Below are 23,302 nucleotides of genomic sequence, written 5' to 3'. Positions count from 1 at the left end.
AAGGGAGGTCGGGAGGGATTATTAAGCCCCTAACAAGCTTTGACCACACACACGTACCACGTTACCGTTCAAGCCTGTCGACGCAGTTGAAGCAAACATCGCAATCGTTTCAGCAACATCCACAGGTAAACCACCTTGACTCATCGAGTTCATACGACGACCTGCTTCACGGATTGCAAATGGAATCGCAGCAGTCATTTGCGTTTCAATAAAGCCTGGAGCAACAGCATTAATGGTTACGCCATTTTTCAATAATGGAGCAGTAAATTTAACCACACCAATCACACCAGCTTTAGAAGCAGCATAGTTGGTTTGACCTAAGTTACCTGCAATACCTGAAATAGAAGATACGCAAACAATACGACCATTTGCATTCAAACCATCATTTTCAAGAAGGTAATCATTTACACGCTCAATCGCAGACAAGTTAATGTTAATCACCAAGTCCCAAAGCTCAGGCTTCATATTGGCCAAAGTTTTGTCACGGGTAATCCCTGCATTGTGCACGATGATATCCAAACCACCTCGAGCAGCTGCAGCCGCTTTAATTTTTTCACCGGCATCGCTTGCAGTAATATCAATCGCTAGCGTAGAACCGCCAATTTCACCTGCAACACGGTCAAGGTCTGCTTGCTGCTGTGGAACGTCTAAACAAATCACATGCGCGCCATCACGTGACAATACATGTGCAATTGCTTCACCAATACCACGGCTTGCACCTGTTACTACAGCTGTTTTGCCTGCAAGCGGTTTATTCCAGTCAACATCCACAACATCTGCTTTAGATACACGAATCACCTGACCCGATACATAAGCTGAACGTGGTGAAATCACAAAACGTAATGCAGATTCTAAGTTTGCTTCAGCACCTTCGTCCACATAAACTAATTGTGCTGCAATCCCTTTCTTAAACTCTTTACCCACTGATTTTACAAAACCTTCTAATGCACGTTGTGCAATGGCTTGTTTCACAGTTTTCGCAGTCTCTGGTGTTGTACCAACAACGACAACGCGACCAGACGCCTGAATTTGACGTGCGATTGGGTTAAAAAAGGCATATAAGGCATGCAATTGTTCTGAGTTTTGAATACCTGAAGCATCAAACACCACAACTTTAAACTTAGACTCTTTATCGCCTTCGTTGAATGCGCTTAAGTTTAAACCTGACTTGGCAGCAGCTTGCTGTAGATCCGCATTATTACCTGCATAACTGTTGGCATGAATATTTGCCAAGACTTGTGCAATAGCACCAGATAATGTTGAAGCAGGCGCTGCACCGAATAAAACCGCACCTTTAACTACAGGTGTTGCAGACTCAAAACGCTCTAAAAAAGTCGGTGATGGTAAACCTAAATTTTTGATGACAAATTTACCAATAGGAGATTTTGCAAATGTTTGGTATTGATCAGTCATGTTTATTATCTCTCATACAGATTAATTTTTGATGGATCTGAAGATATCCCTTTAACTTCAAGATGATGTCAGATACTTATATTTCAATAGTTCCATCAGTTTCCATGGAATCATACTTGAGTTAAACCGCAGATGGCTTGACCTGAATGCTTTAGCGAATGTCATTTTAGTCAATTTACCCCTTTGGTGAATATGCTAATGTAGCCGTCAAGAAGATCATCAACATGCTTGGAAAAGCCTTATGAGCAAAACAACTCAAGAAAATCCAGCAGTCGAAAGTCCGACTACGGAAACTGTGTCAAATACATCAAAGAGTACGCCACGTACCGCTAAAAGTACGGGCACAGCAACCAAGTCTACAAGTGATGTCGCTAAAACGAGCCGTCCTCGTCGTGCATCTACACGTACTAAGACACCCGCTTCAAACCCTAAAACAGCTTTAAAATCAACAACTCAAACGTCTGTTCAACAGGATAATACCATGAGTCAAAACACAGTTCGCCGCGTTGCTATTATCGGTGGTAATCGTATTCCTTTCGCTCGTTCTAACGGCGCTTACTTCACTGCATCAAACAGCGATATGTTCACAGCTGCATTAAATGGTCTTGTTGAACGCTTCAACCTTCAAGGTCAACGCCTTGGTGAAGTTGTTGCTGGTGCCGTGTTAAAACATAGTCGTGACTTTAACATGACCCGTGAGTGTGTACTCAATACTGAACTTGCTCCTGAAACACCTGCTTACGATATTCAACAAGCATGTGGTACAGGTTTACAAGCTGCTTTCTTGGTTGCTAATAAAATCGCATTGGGTCAAATCGAAGTGGGTGTTGCTGGTGGTGTAGATACAACCTCTGATGCACCTATCGCTTTTGGTGATGGTTTACGTAAAGCTTTACTTGAGTTGAACATTGCTAAAACGGGTAAAGACCGCCTAAAAGCATTAACTAAAATTAATGTTAAAGATTTGATGGATGCACCGAAGAACGGTGAACCACGTACAGGTCTTTCTATGGGTGACCATCAAGCCATTACGACACTTGAATGGGGTATCTCTCGTGAAGCGCAAGATGAACTTGCTGCATCTTCACATCAAAAAATGGCAGCTGCATATGAAGAAGGTTTCTTCGATGACCTGATTACGCCATTCCTAGGTTTAGAACGTGACAACAACTTACGTGCAGACTCTTCTGTAGAAAAACTTGCGAAGTTAAAACCAGCGTTTGGTAAAGGCGATGCACGTACCATGACAGCGGGTAACTCGACTCCACTGACTGATGGTGCGTCATGTGTCCTTCTTGCCTCTGAAGAATGGGCAAAAGCAAACGGTCACGAAGTTCTTGCTTATTTAACTTTCCAAGAAACTGCGGCAGTTGACTTTGTAGAGAAAAAAGAAGGCTTATTGATGGCGCCTGCGTATGCAGTGCCTCGTATGCTTGAACGTGCAGGTATTACGCTACAAGATTTCGATTACTATGAAATTCATGAAGCGTTTGCATCTCAAGTATTATCTACACTAAAAGCATGGGAAGATCCTAAATTCTGTAAAGAACGTTTAGGCTTAGATGCCCCATTGGGTTCAATTGATCGTTCTAAATTGAACGTGAAAGGTTCATCTCTTGCTGCAGGTCACCCATTTGCTGCAACTGGCGGTCGTATTATTGCAACTGCTGCAAAACTATTGAACCAAAAAGGTTCAGGCCGTGTACTTGTATCGATCTGTGCTGCGGGTGGTCAAGGCGTAACAGCAATTATTGAAAAATAATTAATCTGCACTATAAAAAACCGCTCATATGAGCGGTTTTTTTATACCTATACATTAGAAGCGGTAACCCACACCCAAATAAGTAATTAATGGATCAATATCCACTTTTGTAGATGAATGAATCATCTGTTGCTCAGTCGTTTCATTCAAAACTTTAATCGTTGCCTGATTATTAAGTTTTGCATATGACACTGATGCAACACCATACCAGCTAGGAGTAATGTCATAGGTAAAACCAGCGGTTACAATTGGTGCGATAGCCGTATCGGTATCTACATCAACTTTCATGCGATAGGCATCACCATTCGCATCAGTACTCACTTTACGATCTAGAGCTGCGCCACCTTTTCCATCTAACATATTTTGGATCATATGACCCGCCACTTGTAGATCTGCCTCAATGCCTTTATCTAATTTAATTTCGTTAAAGTAAGCATACGTAATGCCGGCCCCTACATATGGACGGAACTTATTCACACCTGATTTTCCGAATTGATACTGAACTTCAAGCGCCGGTGTCCAAGCACGCGCTGTAGAAGCTTTTTTACGTGCCCCAAGATTGGTAATTTCAATCGCTTGTGCTAATTCAAACTCAGATATACCCGCTATCTGTAATATAGAAGTTGGTGGCAATATTGCAATTCCAGATAATGGTGCATTAATAATACCCACACCTTTAATATCGACTTTAGGTGGAATCCCGCCAATCATCTGTAATGAAACATTATCATTAATATAATAATTAAATGTTAAACCTAAAGTATCTACATCATCTGCTTCTAAGCCTGTACCCTGATTAGTCCATTGATCAAGCCCTCTAATTTCAGCATCTCCTGATTCTGTAGCAACTAGATTACCATCCTCATCCAAAAAACCCAGTGCATACCAATCATCAGGCTGGTCTAGCATTTCCTCAAATACTGGAAATAATATGTCTTTGCCTGTCATACCCTCTGGTAAACCTGGAACTTGTGCATCCCCATCTATTGATCCGAGTAATGAACCTAGAGAAATAGTACCAACAGGAATTGTATTCACTGGAGATACAGCAGTACGAATATTAAAAGGATTCGCCTTACCTTGCGGCATCACATGCATCCAACCCGCAGATACAGAAAAACGTTTAAAGTTACCATCTGCAAATGTAAATTATGTAAGCCCAAATAAAACAACAGGTGTGACAATTTTTATCAATTTCATAAGCTAACTCCTTGTCTTGCATATTTTTTTAATCCACTCATAAAAACATTCTTTGTTCTTATGTTTAAAAGTTATGTAATTAGTATAATTTTTTATAGTTATATTATGTTTTTATATATTGTTATTTGTAAATTTTTGCACTATTTTAATGCAAAAAAGGCCTGTACTTATCAATACAGGCCAATGTGATTTTCTTATTGAAATTTAACGATATTGTGGTTGGTAACCTAGGTACGCTTCGATCTGGTCATAGCACCATTGGAAAATAAATGTGTAGACTAAAATACACATGGTCATACTAAAATCGAGCAAAATCGCCTGCCATAAGGTCATATGCATGGCATAAGCCACCATTGGGATGGTTGCAAGCATTAAACCGCCCTCAAATCCAATTGCATGTAAAACACGTACACCAAAGGTTCTTTTTAACTTTCTTTTTGCTTCAAATTTTTCAAAATAATGATTAAAAATCATGTTCCAAATCACAGAAGTGACCGCCATTGCAATACCGAGCGTACCTGTCACCTCCATCGGAACTTTAAAAATAAAACTTAAAGCAATAGCAATGATCACCAATAGGATGATCTCATAGCTTAGCGCATGAATAATCCTTCTCTTGGAAATCGTCATTTTGAAACACTCTATCATTTGTAAAAAACACATTTTATTTTTATATTATTGATTAATCGAGTCAGCTTCTTTCAATATTATTGAAAGGTTGTATTTCTTTATTTTTTGAATGCACATGAATATTAATCAAGAACAACTGATGATTTTTAAAACAGTCATGGAAACAGGATCATTTTCCGCAGCTGCCAGACAACTCGGCAAAGTACCTTCGGCGGTCAGTATGTCCATTGCAAATTTCGAAATTGATCTCAACCTTAAACTGTTTGAGCGCGTTGGTCGTGAACCTGTGCCCACCGCTCAAGCGCTTAACCTATACGAAAAAACTGAACAATTATTGATAGAAATCAATCAATGGAAACAGCATGCAATTGCACTGAGTCATGGTTTAGAGTCTTCACTGAATATCGTGGTGGTATCAGAACTGCTACATACACAGTGGACCGACTATATCTCTTTGCTAGAAACTCATTTTCCATCTTTGCAAATCAATATTTTTTCTGCGCCTCAAGAAGATGCCCAAAAGATGCTATTACAAGGTCAAGCACAGCTTGCTCTAATGTTTGAACGTGAACAGCTTGAGAGTTATGAACAATTTGTTGAATTAAAGCGTGAAGCACTGGTTCCAGTTGCGGCGAAAAAACATGCCCTGTCGAAATTTAAGCAAGTCAGTTTTGAGCAAATTTTGCAAAGCCGGCAAATCGTGGTTGCAAGTCGTGATAAAAGCATCAAACCAGAGTTGTTATTTTCCAAACACAATTGGCGTACAGATAACCACCACTCAGCTTGTTCGATGATTATTCAAGGTTTGGGCTGGGGTGTGCTTCCATTAGAGATGTTTAATGAAAATCCGACGCTCAAAGATCAACTCAAAATTTTAAGCTTTCAAGATTTCACACCCAAATTTGAATATTTCGTCGACTTGGTCTGGAACCGTGAAAAACCACTCGGCTCGGCTGCTCATTTTTTGATTAATCACATCCGAAATTCACGAAAAACTACGATTTAGAGCACCTAATTAGGCGGTTTTTGGTTGGGTTCTAAACAGATTGTGTTATAAAAGTATGTACACCAAGAACATTAAGAACTAGATTTCAAATGACTCAAAATGCGTTAAACCAATTAAAAAGCCTAACAACGATTGTTGCTGACAGCAGTGATTTAGCTGCGATTAATACATTCCGTCCATTGGATGCGACCACAAATCCATCTTTAATTACAGCAGCGGCAAATCAACCTGAAAATAAAGAACTGATTGAAAGTGCTTTTGAACAAGCGCGTAAAGAAGGTTATCAAAACGATGAGCTGGTTGAGCGCACTATCGATATCCTTACGGTCAAATTTGGTGTAGAAATTTTAAAATTGATCGAAGGACGTGTCTCTACAGAAGTCGATGCAGCCTTGTCCTATGATACTAATGCCACCATTGCAAAAGCTAAAGAGTTATTGGCTTTATATGCACAGTATGGTATCGATCAAAACCGTATCTTAATTAAAATTGCCTCAACGTGGGAAGGCATTCAAGCCGCTAAAGCCCTTGAAGCTGAAGGCATTCACTGTAATCTGACTCTGTTGTTTGGTTTGCATCAAGCTCAAGCCTGTGCAGATGCTCAAGTCACGCTGATTTCGCCATTTGTCGGCCGTATTTTAGATTGGTACAAAAAAGCTGAAAATGTGGATAGCTACCCGATTGAGAAAGATCCAGGCGTGTTATCAGTTAAGCAGATTTACCACTACTATAAACAACATGACATCAAAACTGAAATTATGGGTGCTAGCTTCCGTAGTATTGATCAAGTGCTCGGCTTAGCAGGATGTGATTTATTGACAGTTTCACCAAATTTATTGGCAGAACTGGAAAAAGATCAGCGTACCGTTGAAGTGCAACTGTCTAATCATCATGCACATGCACACTGTCAACACGACATACAAGTGCTCGACAAGCAAACTTTCAAAGCTGAAATTGAAAAAGACTTAATGTCTTTCCAACTATTACAAGGCGGTATTGATGGTTTTATTAAAGCACGTGAGCAGCTGAGTAGCCTACTGCGTCAATCTTTTGGCTTAGATGCTGAAATAAAAGCATAAATTAGAAATTTTCAGTTTCATCTAGAACCGAAGTTGTATACTACAGCTTCGGTTTTTTATTTGAGTGTCTTCAGTGTTTGGAATCACAGACTTAACGACCTTTATTATTGGTACGATATTAATTGTGATTTTACCCGGTCCAAATTCACTTTATGTCATGTCTGTTGCTTCTCGTTATGGCATTAAGGTCGGCTATTTAGGCGCTTTTGGTGTTTATACTGGCGATTTAATCTTAATCTTACTCACCGCTCTGGGGGCTGCATCCTTACTTCACGCCTTCCCTTGGTTATTCTTATTATTAAAAATTGTCGGTGCGCTGTATTTAAGCTATCTAGGTATCAAACTTTTCAAGGCTGCCTACCAAACATGGAATGCCGTTCAAATGCCAGAACAACTCGACACTAAACAACTGAGTTTGAGCGAACTGAAACCGTTTAAGACTGCATTAACTATCAGTATTTTAAACCCTAAAGCCATTCTTTTTTACTTATCGTTCTTTGTACAATTCGTCGATCCTGCATATCCATATCCAGCGATTACATTCACCGCACTCGCGATCGTGCTGCAAATTATCAGTATGAGCTATTTAACGATTTTGATCTTTTCGGGTGCAAAACTGGCTACCTATTTTAGCCATCGCTATAAATTTACGGCATGCTGCGTGGCAGCGGTTGGTCTTCTATTTTGTGGATTTGGTCTAAAACTTGCGACATCTACGTTGTAAATGACATGTGAGACATAGTTCAATTTTTTAAATTATAAAAATTTACAATGCTTTTAAATTTTGAATGGATGAAACATCCACAATCTAGGTTGTCGGTTCGTACTATTAAAGTGCCTTTGATTAAAGTGTCGTTCGTGAATAAATAAAGTATTTCCCTAACATCTTGTTAAGCACTTTTACTGTACAAGACTTGAGCGTATCATCCTGAAAAATGTCATCCTAAATCTGCGCCAACAATAGTCATAGCTCGATCATTATGCAAAAACTACTCCAAGACTTTTCCATTCCAGCTGCTTTTGCAGGTTTTATTACGTTCTTAGTCGGGATCAGTGTCTCGGCTGTTTTGGTGATCCAATCTGCACAAATGCTCGGTGCCAACACTGCAGAAATAACCTCTTGGTTTTGGGCTCTAGGTTTGGGTATCGGCTTAAGCGGGCTGATTCTGTCTTGGAAATTTAAATATCCCGTTGCGACTTCATGGTCCACTGCAGGACTAGCACTGATTTTAGCGACTGCAAATGGTTACAGCATGAATGCCGCCCTAGGTGCTTTCTTGGTCTGTGGCTTATTGACAGCAATACTTGGATTTTTAGGCATTTTTGAAAAAATACTGCGCTATATCCCGCAATGCCTAACCAGTGCAATGTTGGCGGGTGTACTCCTTAAATTTGGTATTGAGCTATTTGTCAATTTACAAAATGAATGGGCATTCGTTCTGGGTTTACTCGCGGCTTATGTTATCAGTAAACGACTGTTACCACGTTATAGCATTGTCATTACGGTGATCATTGGCATTATGCTTTGTCCATTGTTACTTGGCTTTCAATTACCGGCGCTTAATTTAGAACTCGCACAGCCGGTTTGGGTCACACCTGAATTTTCGATCTCAGCAATACTGGGTTTAGCGCTGCCCCTCTTTGTAATCAATATGGCCTCTCAGTATTTACCGGGTTTAGCCATGATTAAAAGTTATGGTTATCAACCCCACGTCAATCAACTGATCGGTTGGACTGGGACAGCCCAAACGCTACTCGCGCCATTTGGATGTTTTAGTGTCAATATTGCTGCGATTAGTGCGGCAATCAGTCTAGATGACCAAGCCCACCCCGATGAGAAAAAGCGCTATATCGCAGGTATGACCTGTGGCGTCTTTTATATTTTGATGGGCCTGTTTGCAGCCACTTTGGTGAGTTTCTTAACCGCTTTCCCATTGGTGTTTATTACCGCTTTAGCAGGCATTGCCCTACTAGGCACCATTGGACACAACATCGTCATTGCTTTCCAAGAAGCGAGTGAACGTGACGCCGCTCTACTCACCTTCTTGTTTAGTGCATCGGGCGTACAGTTTTTTGGTATTGGCTCTGCATTTTGGGGTTTGGTCTTTGGTTTAGTCGTACATGCTATTTTCAAGTATAAGAGAAATTAAGCCCTCAGTTAAATAATTTGCTTCAAATAAAAGAATGATACGCGGTAACGTCATACGCAAGTGTTTGATATAGGACTATTTCTAATCAAAAATGTTTTTGCGGTACTTTGAGTAATTAGACACTAGTGAACAAGTTTTGCGGTGAGGAGCAATGCTCCGCAAGATGGTTTCCTTACGTAGCACGCTTCTCATTTTGCCGAATGAGAAACAACATTTCAAGAGTACCTCCAGCCGAAGGCTAATCCCTTTATTCAATCCGTAGATGTAAGACTCTGTCGAATAGACTTAAAAATCATTTTAAAAATGCGTAATTACTTTTACGTATGTAAAATCAGTTATTTAATCTATTTCGCTCGATACGTTCGGGCGATCAGTTCTTGTTTTAATAATTGGGTTTCGCTCTCATCTTCCACTTCTGTAAAAGCGGTGAGCCAAATACCATCGGCTGCATAACGAACAATTTTCAGTTCTATATCCGAATCGGTCTGATGATGACGCTCTAAACGTGAGTTCATCCATTCGATCCAATATTCATTAAATGTTTTATCGGTCAGCATGGTCATCGAAATCGCGGACCAAGACTGTTGCAAACCCATGATTTGTTTTTCTAAAGTAATTTCAATATAGGCTCGGGTAAAACGACCGTATGGCTCAGGGTCTTCGTCAATTAATCGGTCAACGACCTCGTCTAATTGAGCCAAAAGCATCACAATCATGGACTCTAAGAGCTTTTGCTTATTTGAAAAATGATGAAATACACCACCTTTTGTGACCCCAACTAAATCCGCAACGGCTTGAATCGACACCCCGTTGACACCTTTATCTGCAGCAAGACGGATTGCATGCTGCAAAATACTTTGGCGTATCAGTTGAGGTTCTTTCTTACGCTGATGCGGATTATCCATATTAATGTCCAGCTGAAGTTGAAAACAGGTTGATCACGACCACACCTGAAACAATCAGGCCTATCCCTAACATGGCTGGGAGGTCTAAACTTTGACGAAAGATAAAGTAGCCAATTAGTGCGGTTAAAACAATACCAACGCCTGCCCAAATGGCATAAGCAATACCAAGTGGTATGACTTTAATCACCTGAGACAATAAATAAAATGCCAAACAGAATAAAACTGCGACAGCCAATGAAGGCGCAAGTTTGGTAAAGCCTTCTGACTTCACCAAAAATGTCGAACCAATTACTTCTGAGATAATCGCCAATGACAGTAAGCCATAGGCCAATGTTACCGAATTCATTAATCATTCCAAAATAAACATACCAACTGGTAGGTATGTTATTAAGTTAAAGATTATTCTGCAAGCCTTTTAAGTCTGTTTTTAATTTTTGACGGTCTGTGTGTGTTGTTGCAAAAATTCTAAAGTACGATCAAAGGTCTGCTGACTGGCCTTTTTACTCATCATAAATTGATATTCATGTACCAAAAATTCTTTCGAATCTGGATAAAATACCGCTGTCACAGGTACATTATTTGCCTTCAATTTTTCTACAAAAGGCTCAGATTGAGTTTTGGTTAAAAAATCTTTATTACCACCGCTGATAAATACTGGTGGATAATTTGCATTAATATTTGAGGCCGTTGAAATACGCGTTAAAAACTCGGCATCATCTTTTTTGTCTCCGGTATAGGCCTGAACCAAGTTATAGACGCCCCACTCGATCAGTCCAATCTCGTTGGGTGCAGTATTTACAAAGCTGTTTAAATCATAAATACCACAATGTAAAATCAGCCCTTTAAGCTGTGAAGGCTTTAATACAGGCTGAATCTTTGACGCTTGCGCAAAATCTGGATTCGTAACCAAGGCGGCATAATGACTGGCCATATTTGCACCTGCAGAATCCCCTGCCAAATACATATTTTGCGAATCAATGCCATATTGTGCCGCATGTAGATTTAAAAACCTCAATGCTGCATCAATTTGGTTGAGCTGTGTGGGATAAATGGCTTCAGGTGCAAACTGATATTGAACCGAAACCACATTATAGCCTTGGGCTGCGAGCCGTTTAAAATATCCACCTGCATGCTCTTTTGAGCCTGAGACCCAACCGCCACCGTGGATCCAAACAATCGTTGGTCTTGGTGCAATCGCCATACTTGTTTCAGGTTGATAGATATCCAAGTTTAAATTTGGATTTTGTAGATATTGAATATTTGACTGCACAATAACATTGTCAGGAGCATGTAGGTTGATGAAGGTCTTTTGAACTTGTGTCGATAAATTAAAAGCACCTGCAATCACTTTGGTACTACTTTGCGTGTTTTGACAACCAGACAAATGCAACACTGAACACATGCTAAGTACAACCAACCCTGCTTTATATGACATATCAAACTATCCAATCGCATCAATTTTGTTATAAATCTTAGATTTAAAACTGTATATAGTTTAGGCTTATTTTCATAAAGTTCAAATTGATCTTTTAAGCTCAAAATCCGAGAAAATTGGTCGATTTTATTTTAATATTTTTGAGCAAAGTCCGAGTTTTTTGCTCAGATTTATTTGACGATTTATCGACATTAATTTATGTAATTTTATGAATTTACAATATTTTTTAGATTAATAAATTGAACCATGCACGACAATGTGTTATCAATAATCTATAGGGTTTAAAAGCAAAATTACAGGAGATTGTTCCATGTCATATCAAAACATTTTAGTACCTGTCGATGGTTCAGAAATCTCGTTTTCTGCAGTTAAAAAAGCTGCAATTATTGCCAAGGCGTTTAACAGCCAACTCACTTTAATCAGCCTTGTTGCTGAAGACCCATTTACCGATGCAGACTTCTATTATTCTTCATCAATCATGAAAGAATATTTCGTACAAGCTTATGCAAATGCAGAATCCGCATTGAAAGAAGCTGTGCAAATTACAACTGAAGTGGGTGTAGAAGCACAAAGTAAAATCATTAAAGGCCAAGTTTCTGCTGAAGGTGTGGTAGAAGCAGCCAATGAAGTCAAAGCCGATTTGATTGTTATGGGTTCACATGGTCGTAAAGGCTTTAAGAAAATGCTACTCGGCAGCTTCGCACAAGATGTGCTCAGTAATACTGAATTACCTGTGTTGGTTGTAAAAGCTTAAGATGACTAAGCCCACATCATGTGGGCTTTTTTGTATTCAGCACACCCTTCACCCATAGGCTTACCCTTTTGTCTAATTCATACAATATCGTGAATAGAGCAAGATTAGATTGATAACATTTAAAATATTAAGGAAGCAGATATGAGTCAATATCAACAAATTTTAGTCCCTGTGGATGAATCTCCAATTTCATATTCTGCTGTTGAACATGCGCTAAGCTTGGCTAAAAGTCAAAATGCACAAGTGACCATTGTTAGTGTTGTTGCTGTTGATCCATTCGTTGGTGTCGATTTCTATGCTGTTGCACCTGCAATCACTGAATATTTTATGCAAGCTGAAAAAAGTGCTCAGCTGCGTTTAGAAGATATCAAACAAACCTTTGTACGTGATGGTATCGAAGTTAAAACTCGTTTGATTCATGGTGTATCGCCAACTGAAGGGATTTTACAAGTGGCTGATGAAATCTCTGCGGATTTAATCATCATGGGTTCACATGGACGCACAGGTTTGAAAAAAGCCATGCTAGGCAGCGTGGCACAAAATATTTTAACGCAGTGCCCAATTCCTGTTTTGATCATCAAGCAATAAACTAAGATTCAAAAAAAGCCCTTCATTGAGGGCTTTTCTTCTTTTAGATCAATTAAACACGTTATTTAAATACACAATTCGTTCTGTAGTTTTCTGATTAAAACATTTGGTATATTGCAACTCTTGATTTTGCGTATTCATCGCATCATCCCAGTATTGCGAATGCTTTTGATAAGTCTCTTTTTCACTTTCATTTAATGAATAAACACTTTTTTGTGCAAGCACTTTACAGTCGATATCACGCTTTTCAAACCAGTCTGCTTGATCTTGCTGTAACTGCGCCTTTTGTTCATCACTAAAACGATCCCAAGTCTGATTGAGACGATCCACCACTTTGGCATTATCCTGATCTAGCTCTTTCTTACGAATATCCATCGCCTTTTGTGCAAGGCTCATTTGTTGAGATTGACTCTCCATCCCTTGCTGATAGGATTCTTCGTCTCGCTTATTTTGTGCACTATATGCCGCATATAGCACCGCATGACGTGTCACTGTTACAACGCTATCAATTACGTCATTTTGACTTGGGACACTTAAACTTAAACCATCTTTGTCCGTTTTAGTGATGCTATAGCTAAAGTTCCCTTTAAGCTGATCATTGTCCATGCTTAAGCCTGACTCACCATCTTCGAGTGAATCATTCAAAGTATAATTACCACGTTCTTCACAGCCTTCGTCACATGGTCGTTCAGCATAGGCGTTTTCAGCACGCTTTTGTAATCCTTTCGGGAAAACCACCAACAATTGACTGCTACATTCCAATGTTTTGGCTTTATTAGGGTCTTCAGTTAAAGTCGTGACATTTTGAATGTTAAATTTTAGATTTTTTACAATCAGATCCATGAGTTGCTGATCGGCTTCATAATCTGACTGACGTATTTCTTTGTTTAATTCTTTGAGATATTCTTTTTTTAAATGATCTTGCAATTGGTCAATATTGGCTTGTGCTGTACAACTCCAATCTTCCAAAGCAGGCGCTTCCGTTTTGGCTTCAGTATCTTTTTTATTTTTAAAATTATCACAGCCGGATATCAATGCCGCAGACAACATGAGGCTCGTGATGACTATTTTTTTCATTGTATAAGTACCATTATGATTTTATTCTTCGGGCGTATTTTACTCAAAATTACAGCGCTTTGACGAGAAAAATCCCCGCATGTGCAGGGATTTTTTATATATCATCTCATTTAGTACGGTTTTAATTGGTCTTTTCAGTTACGCCTTCGCTGGTGACATCTCGTACTTTACCATTCTCGGTATTTAAAACTTCAAACTCAATACGACGGTTTTTGAATTGACCTTCTTTGGTGCTGTTTTCTGCTACCGGTTTTTCTTGACCATAACCCACCGCTTGAAGCTGTGCAGGATCAACGCCTTTCGACACCAAGTAATCCACCACAGCTTGTGCACGCTCTTGCGATAAAGCTTTATTCGCTTCCGCATTACCCACAGCATCGGTATGACCTTGTACAGTCAGATGTACTTCTGTAGCGCGCTGCATTAACGCTGCCGCTTGATCCAAAATCGATTTATTCACGTCAGGAATATCAGATGAACCTGTCGCAAAATTAATAATTTGTAAGTTCAGCGCAGTCGCAACATCTAGCGCACGAACTTGTTCAGGGTTAATGCTTGCTAATGCTTTTTGTGCATCAGTAATACTGTTATCTACTGCAGTTTGTTCACTCACACCTTCTTGAACCAATACCGTCATATTTTTTGCTAAAGGCTTAATTTGATTGGCAAGGTTTTGAGCATCCGCAGGATTTTGCGACAAAATCGATAACTGATTTTCTGTCCAGGTTAAAGTGGTATTTGGCACACCTTTAAGTTTTTGCAGAACCGTTGGAATGGTATCTTGATCAATAAATTGCGTATGGTAACTGGCATCAGATGAAGCACCACAACCCGTATTAAAGTTAAAGATCTGTTTGACTTGTTGCTGCAAAATTTCAAGATAATTTGAATCACCAGTTTGAATTTGACAGTTGGTTAACTGCCCATCTGTACCGGTGCTAAATTGCAAATGTGCTGGCTGAGATGCAGCAGGCTGTGCAACCGTTGTTGCAGAGGTGGTTGGTTCTTCTTTATTAGTACAAGACTTAAACCAAAATGCGATCAGACCCAATAATATAAGCAGCGCAATAATTGGCAATAACCAATTCGAGCGTTTTTCTTCAACGATAACAGGTGTTGGTTCAACAACAGGCGCTTGGTGTAATGTACGGCCAGTTGCAGTGTTTACCCCTAAACCTGCGAGTAAAGGCACTGCCCATTGTGGTAGTGCCGCCAAAATGCTATCTGCATGATTATCAAGTAAATGCGTGATTGCGACGGGATCAGATGAACCCGCTTCATTTTCAAGTGCCCCTAAAGTTGGAGCTATAGAGTGGTTTAAGGTTTGCTCTATTTCTGACGTTGGGGCCGTACCGCCACCGAGATGTTGCAAAAATTGATCTTTTAATGTGGGATTTGCCGAAAATATATCACTAATACGAGGGTTTAACTGTTTTTGAAAGGCATCAATAAATTCAGGTTTGGATCGAAAAATATTTAACAGGAATGGAATAAATTGGCTAATGGCTGAATTTTTTTCAGTTAAGTGTTGTGTATCACCGTCCAGCACAATCGAGGAGACGTGCTGCTTAATCAGCGCTAATAAGTCTATATTCATATTTGTACTCCATGCGGTTGTCATTATTTTCATGTGTACTTTAGTTTATATGCTTATTTTTTGATCAAATGTAATAATTTGTTCGGACTTGTCAGCGCGTTAATTTCTTTTCTATTTTCAATCTATTAATTTCAATCCTCATAAAAAAAGCCAGCCGAAGCTGACTTTTAGATATCAAATTAAAATGCTAGGGCTCAACATTTTCCATGTTGAGCTTCAGCTTAAACGGCATAAAAAGCTTGAAGCACTTTACCTTTAACGGTGTGCTGAATTAATGGTGTGTTCTTACCATTTGACACAATCGTGTCTTTATTGATGGTCCATTCAAGCTCTGGATCAACAAGTACCCAACCCGCTTCATCTGCCCAACGTTGTTGCATATTGGCTACTTTAGCAGGTGCGAGTGTGACTTTCTCAACCCATTCCAGTGGGCTTAATAGGCCTTCTTGAATCAATTGAATACCAAAAGGTACATAGGTATCAAATGCAGTAAAACCGGGCTGTGTTTCAGCAAATGGCGCCATTTTCGCTGAGCTGCTCAGCGGCTCATGATGCGTACAAATTGCATCAATCACACCGTCTTTCACTGCTTGGCGGAGCAAGTCTTTATCTTGCTCAGAACGCAGCGGCGGACGCACATGCGCAAGTGAATTAAAGCCGTCGATCAACTGATCAGTTAAATGCAATTGGTGCATGGCTACATCGCAAGTCACCGGTAAGCCTTTTGCTTTGGCATGTTTAATCAATTCAACAGATGCGCCTGATGACAACAGACCAAAGTGCGCACGCACTTTAGTAGCTTCAATCATCAGTAAATATTTTGCAATGGCTACGGTTTCCGCTAATGCAGGGATCATCGGTAAACCTTGACGAGATGCGACAAAGCCTTCATGCACACAGCCATCTTTGGCAATCTGCGGTTCTTCGGCATAGAACACAACGGTCATGTTCAGACCCGCAGCATATTCCAAGGTACGAATCACCACATCATCGTCCATAAATGGCGCATTAGCATTCGATACCGCAGTACAGCCACCTTTTTTCAAACCCGCCATATTCGCAGGCTGCTTGCCTAACAAGCCTTGAGTTTGCGCGCCAATCACCTGCAGATAAATGCCGCCGTCTAGCATGGCTTTTTCCACCAGGCCATGAATCAATGCACCATTGTCTTGCACAATCGGTTTAGAGTCAGGCGGGGTAAACACATGCAAAATACCATTCGCACGCGCAGCCTTACCTTCTGACTTTAAAGTGCCGTGCTGCTGCTGACCCGGCTCTCGTAAACGCGCGCAAAGGTCAACCATACTTGGCATCAGCCATTTGCCTTGACCATCAATGGTTTCAGCGGCATTGCTTTCGGCAACCAATCGGCCATTTTCAATATAAACTGTCTGTACGCTGTCAGTTTGATTGATTGGATCTAAGACACGTACATTTTCAACTTTAACAATACTCATGACTATCCCTTAAACCGCAATCGCTTCAATTAAACCTTTTTCTTGCAACTGACCTTGCATTGCCAAAGCCAGTACCGCCATACGCACCGCAATACCATTGGTTACCTGATGTAAAATCACTGACTGAGTGCCATCGGCAATACTTGAGTCAATTTCAACACCACGGTTCATTGGTCCCGGATGCATCACGATGCAGTCAGGTTTTGCCAAAGCCAAGCGCTCTTTATTCAAACCATACATTTTGTAGAATTCGGCTTGAGATGACAGCGCAGGAGAATCAATACGTTCATTTTGAATACGTAAAGTAATAATCACGTCGCAGTCTTGAATGCCGGCTTCCATGTTGTTGAACAGACGAATGCCTTCGCCATAATCATCAAAACCGTAAGGCAGCAAAGTATTTGGCGCAATGACACGAATATCTTTACAGCCCAATGTTTGCAATGCAGCGACATCTGAACGGGCAACACGCGAATGCTTAATATCGCCAATAATGGCAATGGAAATGTCTTCAAAATTCTTTTTGGTTTCACGGCGAATCGTCAACATATCCAGCATGGCTTGCGTAGGATGCGCATGACGACCATCGCCTGCATTGATGATAGCCACATGCGGACAAACATCTTTGGCAATAAAGTGCGGCGCGCCTGACGATGAATGACGAACCACAAAAATGTCGGTCGCCATCGCTTCTAAATTCCACAAGGTATCACGCAGTGTCTCGCCTTTTGATGTACTTGAACGTGCAATATCAATGTTCAATACGTTTGCGGACAGACGTTTTGCTGCCGCTTCAAAAGTGGTACGGGTACGTGTTGAATTTTCAAAAAACAGGTTCATTACCGTACGACCTTCTAAAAGGTTGTTGGTAATCAGCTGATTTTGGTCATTAAAAAAGGACTGTGCAGTGTCCAATATTTTTGTGAGAGTTCCTTTAGAAAGGCCTTCGATGGTGAGGAAATGTTTTAAGTTACCATCTTTGTTGAGTTGAATCTGGCTCGGTGTATGCAATGCCGCCAAGTGCATGAGAGATTCCTTATCGTTAAGTTAACGCATTATACAGAGAATCTTGACAAATGGCAGTTGAAGTTTTCAACGTTCAATGCAAACGCATGATGTTATTCAAAATGAATTTTCAAATTCCTATCTATCATTTCAATTAGATAAATTAAACGTTTTAAATTAAACTTCACCTTTCCCCTTTCAAAAAGCCTTCAAACAGGACTTCTATCTGTCCTTATTTTTGATTGATTTGAATACTTTCAAACAGATAAAGTTCAGCTATAAACAGCCGCCTTCTGCGCAGTTCAACAACTCTTGAAATAAGGAAGTTGATTTATACATCAGGCTGTGCGCAGCAAGAAAAATATACCTACTGCTCACAGCAGGATTGAATTAACGCAATGCGCCGATATAACGATGTGCAACCTGTGCTTTATAGATATCTTCCGCAGTCGGTTCGCTCATTAAAATTTCTGCTGTTTCAGATTGAACTGAGCTAACTATTGGTTCTTCTGGTGCTGAAACTGCAACTTCATGCAAATTCAACTCATAATATAAACGTGCAACTAAACGAGATAATTCAGGATCAGCCGTTTCCAAAGCCAAGTTAGAAACAAAGCGTGCATATTCGACATTTTCAACTACATATAATGCGTCAATAACCCGACCTGACACACGACGTAAACGCGCATAGATTAAGGTTGCGATTGAAAATGCGTTTGATTGACTATTGATTGCCAGCCCTGTCATAAATACCCCTAATGATATCAATATTATAAAGATCGAATTTTGATCAGTGTTATAGCAATTTTTGTACCATTAAGTGATATTTCTCACAATGTACACAGAATAAATTTGATAAAGTCATTCAAATCTACCGATATTTCTCCCGTTTCAGCGCAATATCGTCCGCCCAAATCCACGAAAATACGTTAAAATATGCGATTGCTTTTTTGCCTTTGGAAATTTACATGAATTCGAAACCGCGTCTTTCTACATATTGGGTTACCTGTGCAGATGGACTGGAAACCTTACTCCGCGAGGAAATTGAAGGTTTAGGTGTTCAAAATATTGAACAGTTCCCGGGTCGTCTTGTATTCAAAGGCACACTTGAAGATGCATACCGTATTTGCATGTGGTCACGTTTGGCTTCACGTGTACTCACCCCCATTCATACACATGAATTAGAGTTCACACATGATGCACGTGATGTAGCGGAAGAGCTCTATGAAGGTGCAATAAACTTTGACTGGTCACTTATTTTTGCACCACAAAGTACATTTGCCGTGCGTTTACATATTGAACGTGACATTAAAGTCAATTCTCAGTTTGCAACTTTACGTGTTAAAGATGGTGTGGTCGATTCCTTTATGGAAGCTGTGGGCAAACGTCCTAGCATTGACATTAAGCAACCTGAAATTACGTTGTATGTATTAGCTGGCAAAACTGAACATACTTATTGCTTAGATTTATCAGGTGACTCTCTGCATAAACGCGGATACCGTCGCTATATGACAGATGCACCGATTAAAGAGAACTTAGCGGCTGCTATCTTACAGAAAGCAAAACTTAAACAGCATCAACCCGATATTATCTTGGACCCAATGTGTGGTTCAGGGACCTTTATCATTGAATCTTTAATGATTTTGACTGACCGTGCGCCAGGCCTTGTTCGTCGTTTTGGTTTTAATGGTTGGAATGGTCATGACCATGAACTTTGGATGTCGATCAAAGGCGAAGCTGCTGAACGTCATAAAGCCGCACTTGAAAACCCTCTCCCACAATTCTATGCATTTGATGCAGACTGGGAAGCGGTAAAAGCGACCAAACAAAATATTATTGCTGCAGGTTTCGAATCTGTACTTGATCAAATTAAAATTGAAGAACGTACACTTGCAGACTGGCCAGATTTCCAAGCAACAGGTAAGAAATGCTTTGTTGTCACTAATCCTCCATACGGCGAGCGTTTAGGTGATAAAGCCTCTAACCGCGCACTATATTTAGGTCTATCGGCATTATTACAAAAGAACTTCCCAAATCAGCCTGCTGCAATTATTGCAGCACAAGTTGAACAGGCCGATGTCCTTGCCTTTAATGATCCACAAATTTTGCGTTTGATGAATGGTAAGCTACCAATTTACGTCCGTTTTGGTACAGTCAAACCTGCGGCAGTTCAAAAGCCTTTCCTAGAGCATTGGGAACCGCAACAATTTGAAAAAATTGAAGGTGCAGAAGACTTTACTAACCGTCTGCAAAAAAACATGCAGAATCTTAAAAAATGGGCAGTCAAAGAAAATATTTTCTGCCTACGTTTATATGATGCCGATTTGCCTGACTTTAATGTCGCGGTAGATTTGTATGGTGATCGTTTACACGTACAAGAATATGCACCACCGAAAAAAATTGACCCTGAAAAAGCCAAAAAACGCTTTAACTTAGCACTTCAAGCGATTCGTGCAGTGACAGGCTTAGGTCGTGATGCGATTTTCATTAAAACACGTGCGCGCCAAGAAGGTAAAAATCAGTACACCAAACAAAGTACTGCGTCTAAACGTTTTATCGTTCAAGAAGGCAAAGCTAAGATTTTGGTGAACTTAACAGATTACCTCGATACAGGTTTGTTCCTTGACCATCGTCAAATGCGTCTACGCATTGCCAAAGAAGCCAAAGGCAAACACTTCCTAAACTTATACAGCTATACCTCTACAGCGAGCTTACATGCGGCGCTTGGCGGTGCAGCAAGTACGACCAGTGTCGATTTGTCAAATACCTACCTAAACTGGTCTAAAGAGAACTTTGTACTGAATGGTTTGACTGTAGATCATGCAGATGAACAACATCAGTTCTTCTCTAGCGACTGTTTTGAATGGTTAAAAGAAGGTCACGAGCAATATGACCTGATCTTTATTGACCCACCAACATTCTCAAACTCTAAAAAGTTCTATGGTACGTTTGATGTCCAACGCGACCATATGTCTTTACTGAAACGTGCCATGAACCGTTTAACCACTGACGGTACGCTTTACTTCTCAAACAACTACCGAGGTTTTGAGATGGATGATGTGATCATGGCAATGTTTGACGTTGAAGAAATCAGCAATGAAACCATTGGCCTAGACTTTAAACGTAATACTAAAATTCACCGTGCATGGAAAATCACTCATCCACAAATCTAAGGTTTGACTTTAGAAATTCCTGATCTATGAAATGAAGCACGTCAGTGCTTCATTTCAACCACAACGCCATCTGGATACGTTACTCGAATATTTTCGTGGCGCTCTTGCAGCACAATACGGTTAATCGGTGCCACTTCTGGAGATTGTATTAACCCGACCTGATCCGCTGCCCTTTTCTTTTGAAGCAAATAATCACTCATGGTTGAGCCTTCGAGCTGGGTCTCTTGAATGATCTTATTATTACGATTAGATTTATGATTTGAATTTTTCTGCTGCTCTTCTTTGGGTTTAGCTGCTTCACTCTCAATAATATCTAAGGTTTCTTCACTAAACTGTTTTTTACCTTGCGTTTCATTCGACAAACGTTGATCTGAAATTGAAGTACCCGCAAAAGCTGTAGACTGAACAGCGATTAAAAAAATGCTACTAACAAGACTGTGTTTTACCCAAGAACATTTAGGCATGGATGAATGAATAAGTTTCTGTCTGAAAAAATAATCGTGTGACATCGTGTCTTTCCTATTGTTGTTTTGATTGGCTAGTTGCCCATTGACGCTAGCAACTTTTCAACTGTTCAACAATGGCTAGGCCACTGTGTTCCGATAAAGTGAAAATCATGATTCCGCAGCTCAAAATAAAAAACCGCCAATCTATGACGGTTTGATATTTTTTAAACTTAACTACTCACTACTGGTTACTTATTTCTTTTGTATGGCTTGACCAAAAAGCTTTTGACCAAACTTATATTGCATACTCATGACCATGTTATTGCCATCGCGCTTGCCTTGCCCTGATGTTTCAAAGCCTGCAAACATGGCTTCAGCTTCCTGTCCTGACAAACTTTTGCCTTGTAATTGCAAAAAGTTATTCATGATTGCAGTCATCATATTTTTATCAAAACTTAAGTCAGCTTGAAAATCGAGTAAGCTCGGCACCATTTTAATAAAAGACTCCATTGAAGCATGGTGACCCGGCATGACTTTCCCCACGACATTTGCAGAAGCTTTACCTCCACCAATGCTGATCGAGTTATCTTTAGACTCAAAATCAAAACCTTGGCTTGCGATAGCTAAGAAAGCTTGAGTCATTTCTTCACTTGATTCACCCACTGCATCGCATGAATTTTCCACCTTATGCAAAAGTTCACTAAATGCACGAACTTTATCTAGATTAACTTTATGCAATGCCAAATTCAGTGCGAAATCTTTAGTGACCGGTGAACCTGGGAAATCCATCTCATCAGCTTTTAAGTAGCCTTCAAAGTCCACATCATGTTTATTTAGTTCGGTCTCCCAACGCAATTGCATACCACGCATGCCGCCTGAGAACTTTTGATCTAAACGTTTGATAGAAGCCGCTTGGATTTCAACAAAACCATTTTCGAGATTTTTCTGATTTAAACCTTGATTGGTCTTCATCGAAAAATTTTGCACCATGGTTTGCATTGGACCTTCACTCAACCGAACCACAGGTAAATGGATTGAAAGCTCAGATACCTTAGTGGCTTGCCCCGGTAGACTACTGATCCGAATTTGCAATTGGCTGGCATCAGCTTGTACCGTTGCACCTTGTGCAGTCGTTTTAAATGCAGGAATCTGTAGATCTGTTTTACTTTGACCAATCCAATTGACCAAAGTTTTTGCCGTTAAGTCCGTACCAAAAAGCTTGGCATATTCGGACGTACTTTGTTGTTGAACAATCTTAAAGTTCGAGTTGATGTTATAACCTTTCAACCCACGTTGAATCTGATCGGTACCCTTCAATACGATCACTTCTTTGGGTTTACACGGGTCTGTTTTCAGCGTTAATACCCAATCGACCGTTCCGCCCATCAAGCCCATTTGATAATTGCTGTACTTCACATCAACATCTTGTACAGCTGCTGACCAATTATTCTGTGTATAAAATTGGGCAAGAGATTTATCTGCATATAAATTCCCTCCCACCACAGCTGCTGAAAGCACCGCTAAACTGCCAATTCCCCACATCAATTTTGACATGTCTTTCTCATTCTGATTATTCTTTGCGCAGTATACTGAAGAACTCAGTTACATAAGTACACAATTAAAAT

20 protein-coding genes and 1 pseudogene are annotated in these 23,302 nt (G+C 40.1%); 8 read left to right on the top strand and 13 right to left on the bottom strand.

Going from position 1 to position 23,302, the window contains the following annotated elements:
- Positions 1-21: 21 nt before the first annotated feature.
- The gene (locus G0029_RS06130) at positions 22-1,413 is read right to left on the bottom strand and encodes a 3-oxoacyl-ACP reductase (RefSeq protein WP_180107492.1); all 1,392 of its coding nucleotides are present in this window, start codon (positions 1,411-1,413) and stop codon (positions 22-24) included.
- 241 nt (positions 1,414-1,654) lie between these two features.
- On the opposite strand from G0029_RS06130, the gene G0029_RS06125 reads away from it, so the two are divergent.
- A complete protein-coding gene (locus tag G0029_RS06125; RefSeq protein ID WP_180007893.1) occupies positions 1,655-3,175 on the top strand; it encodes an acetyl-CoA C-acetyltransferase in 1,521 nt (506 codons plus the stop codon).
- Positions 3,176-3,229: 54 nt separating this feature from the next.
- On the opposite strand, the pseudogene G0029_RS06120 reads toward G0029_RS06125, so the two are convergent.
- Positions 3,230-4,306 (bottom strand): annotated as a pseudogene (locus G0029_RS06120) (OmpW/AlkL family protein); the annotation flags it as partial.
- Positions 4,307-4,579: 273 nt separating this feature from the next.
- The gene (gene aceI / locus G0029_RS06115) at positions 4,580-5,005 is read right to left on the bottom strand and encodes a chlorhexidine efflux PACE transporter AceI (RefSeq protein ID WP_078191799.1); all 426 of its coding nucleotides are present in this window, start codon (positions 5,003-5,005) and stop codon (positions 4,580-4,582) included.
- A 115-nt stretch (positions 5,006-5,120) separates the two neighbouring features.
- Between aceI and G0029_RS06110 the strand changes: the two genes are divergently transcribed.
- From G0029_RS06110 to G0029_RS06095, 4 genes are all read left to right on the top strand, one after another.
- Positions 5,121-6,011, top strand: coding sequence for a LysR family transcriptional regulator (locus tag G0029_RS06110; protein WP_180107494.1), 891 nt, complete (start codon positions 5,121-5,123; stop codon positions 6,009-6,011).
- An 89-nt stretch (positions 6,012-6,100) separates the two neighbouring features.
- A complete protein-coding gene (gene tal / locus G0029_RS06105) occupies positions 6,101-7,090 on the top strand; it encodes a transaldolase (protein WP_180107495.1) in 990 nt (329 codons plus the stop codon).
- A gap of 73 nt (positions 7,091-7,163) precedes the next feature.
- Entirely contained in the window at positions 7,164-7,814 is a 651-nt protein-coding gene (gene leuE / locus G0029_RS06100) for a leucine efflux protein LeuE (RefSeq protein WP_180107539.1), read from the top strand.
- 256 nt (positions 7,815-8,070) lie between these two features.
- The gene (locus G0029_RS06095) at positions 8,071-9,240 is read left to right on the top strand and encodes a benzoate/H(+) symporter BenE family transporter (RefSeq protein ID WP_180107496.1); all 1,170 of its coding nucleotides are present in this window, start codon (positions 8,071-8,073) and stop codon (positions 9,238-9,240) included.
- 344 nt (positions 9,241-9,584) lie between these two features.
- Here G0029_RS06095 and G0029_RS06090 read toward each other — a convergent pair whose 3' ends face one another.
- From G0029_RS06090 to G0029_RS06080, 3 genes are all read right to left on the bottom strand, one after another.
- On the bottom strand, positions 9,585-10,145 hold the full coding sequence (locus tag G0029_RS06090) for a TetR/AcrR family transcriptional regulator (protein ID WP_168377764.1): 561 nt from the start codon (positions 10,143-10,145) through the stop codon (positions 9,585-9,587).
- A 1-nt stretch (position 10,146) separates the two neighbouring features.
- A complete protein-coding gene (locus tag G0029_RS06085) occupies positions 10,147-10,491 on the bottom strand; it encodes an SMR family transporter (protein ID WP_078188613.1) in 345 nt (114 codons plus the stop codon).
- An 81-nt stretch (positions 10,492-10,572) separates the two neighbouring features.
- Complete coding sequence (locus tag G0029_RS06080; protein ID WP_180107497.1) at positions 10,573-11,580, bottom strand: alpha/beta hydrolase; 1,008 nt, start codon at positions 11,578-11,580, stop codon at positions 10,573-10,575.
- 310 nt (positions 11,581-11,890) lie between these two features.
- Here G0029_RS06080 and G0029_RS06075 point away from each other — a divergent pair, with 310 nt between their 5' ends.
- On the top strand, positions 11,891-12,334 hold the full coding sequence (locus tag G0029_RS06075) for a universal stress protein (RefSeq protein WP_078191806.1): 444 nt from the start codon (positions 11,891-11,893) through the stop codon (positions 12,332-12,334).
- Positions 12,335-12,475: 141 nt separating this feature from the next.
- Positions 12,476-12,922, top strand: coding sequence for a universal stress protein (locus tag G0029_RS06070; RefSeq protein WP_078188616.1), 447 nt, complete (start codon positions 12,476-12,478; stop codon positions 12,920-12,922).
- A gap of 48 nt (positions 12,923-12,970) precedes the next feature.
- Here G0029_RS06070 and G0029_RS06065 read toward each other — a convergent pair whose 3' ends face one another.
- From G0029_RS06065 to G0029_RS06045, 5 genes are all read right to left on the bottom strand, one after another.
- On the bottom strand, positions 12,971-13,999 hold the full coding sequence (locus tag G0029_RS06065; RefSeq protein WP_180107498.1) for a DUF1311 domain-containing protein: 1,029 nt from the start codon (positions 13,997-13,999) through the stop codon (positions 12,971-12,973).
- 121 nt (positions 14,000-14,120) lie between these two features.
- Positions 14,121-15,596, bottom strand: coding sequence for an OmpA family protein (locus G0029_RS06060; RefSeq protein WP_180107499.1), 1,476 nt, complete (start codon positions 15,594-15,596; stop codon positions 14,121-14,123).
- A gap of 221 nt (positions 15,597-15,817) precedes the next feature.
- Positions 15,818-17,053 (bottom strand): dihydroorotase, encoded by a 1,236-nt coding sequence (locus tag G0029_RS06055; RefSeq protein WP_111884257.1) that lies wholly within the window; start codon positions 17,051-17,053, stop codon positions 15,818-15,820.
- A gap of 9 nt (positions 17,054-17,062) precedes the next feature.
- Positions 17,063-18,079, bottom strand: coding sequence for an aspartate carbamoyltransferase catalytic subunit (locus G0029_RS06050; RefSeq protein ID WP_180107501.1), 1,017 nt, complete (start codon positions 18,077-18,079; stop codon positions 17,063-17,065).
- Positions 18,080-18,448: 369 nt separating this feature from the next.
- Positions 18,449-18,805 (bottom strand): hypothetical protein, encoded by a 357-nt coding sequence (locus G0029_RS06045; protein ID WP_180107502.1) that lies wholly within the window; start codon positions 18,803-18,805, stop codon positions 18,449-18,451.
- 221 nt (positions 18,806-19,026) lie between these two features.
- Between G0029_RS06045 and rlmKL the strand changes: the two genes are divergently transcribed.
- Complete coding sequence (gene rlmKL / locus G0029_RS06040; RefSeq protein ID WP_078191812.1) at positions 19,027-21,231, top strand: bifunctional 23S rRNA (guanine(2069)-N(7))-methyltransferase RlmK/23S rRNA (guanine(2445)-N(2))-methyltransferase RlmL; 2,205 nt, start codon at positions 19,027-19,029, stop codon at positions 21,229-21,231.
- A gap of 41 nt (positions 21,232-21,272) precedes the next feature.
- Here rlmKL and G0029_RS06035 read toward each other — a convergent pair whose 3' ends face one another.
- Positions 21,273-21,695: a hypothetical protein gene (locus G0029_RS06035; RefSeq protein WP_180110231.1), complete on the bottom strand. Its 423-nt coding sequence runs from the start codon at positions 21,693-21,695 to the stop codon at positions 21,273-21,275.
- Positions 21,696-21,929: 234 nt separating this feature from the next.
- A complete protein-coding gene (locus G0029_RS06030) occupies positions 21,930-23,231 on the bottom strand; it encodes a DUF945 family protein (protein ID WP_180110232.1) in 1,302 nt (433 codons plus the stop codon).
- Positions 23,232-23,302: the final 71 nt, after the last annotated feature.

This window comes from Acinetobacter sp. YH12138 (genome assembly GCF_015218525.1).
GTDB lineage: Bacteria > Pseudomonadota > Gammaproteobacteria > Pseudomonadales > Moraxellaceae > Acinetobacter > Acinetobacter amyesii.
The sequence above is the reverse complement of the archived record's forward strand: the minus strand, read 5'-3'. Positions and strand labels throughout refer to the sequence as shown.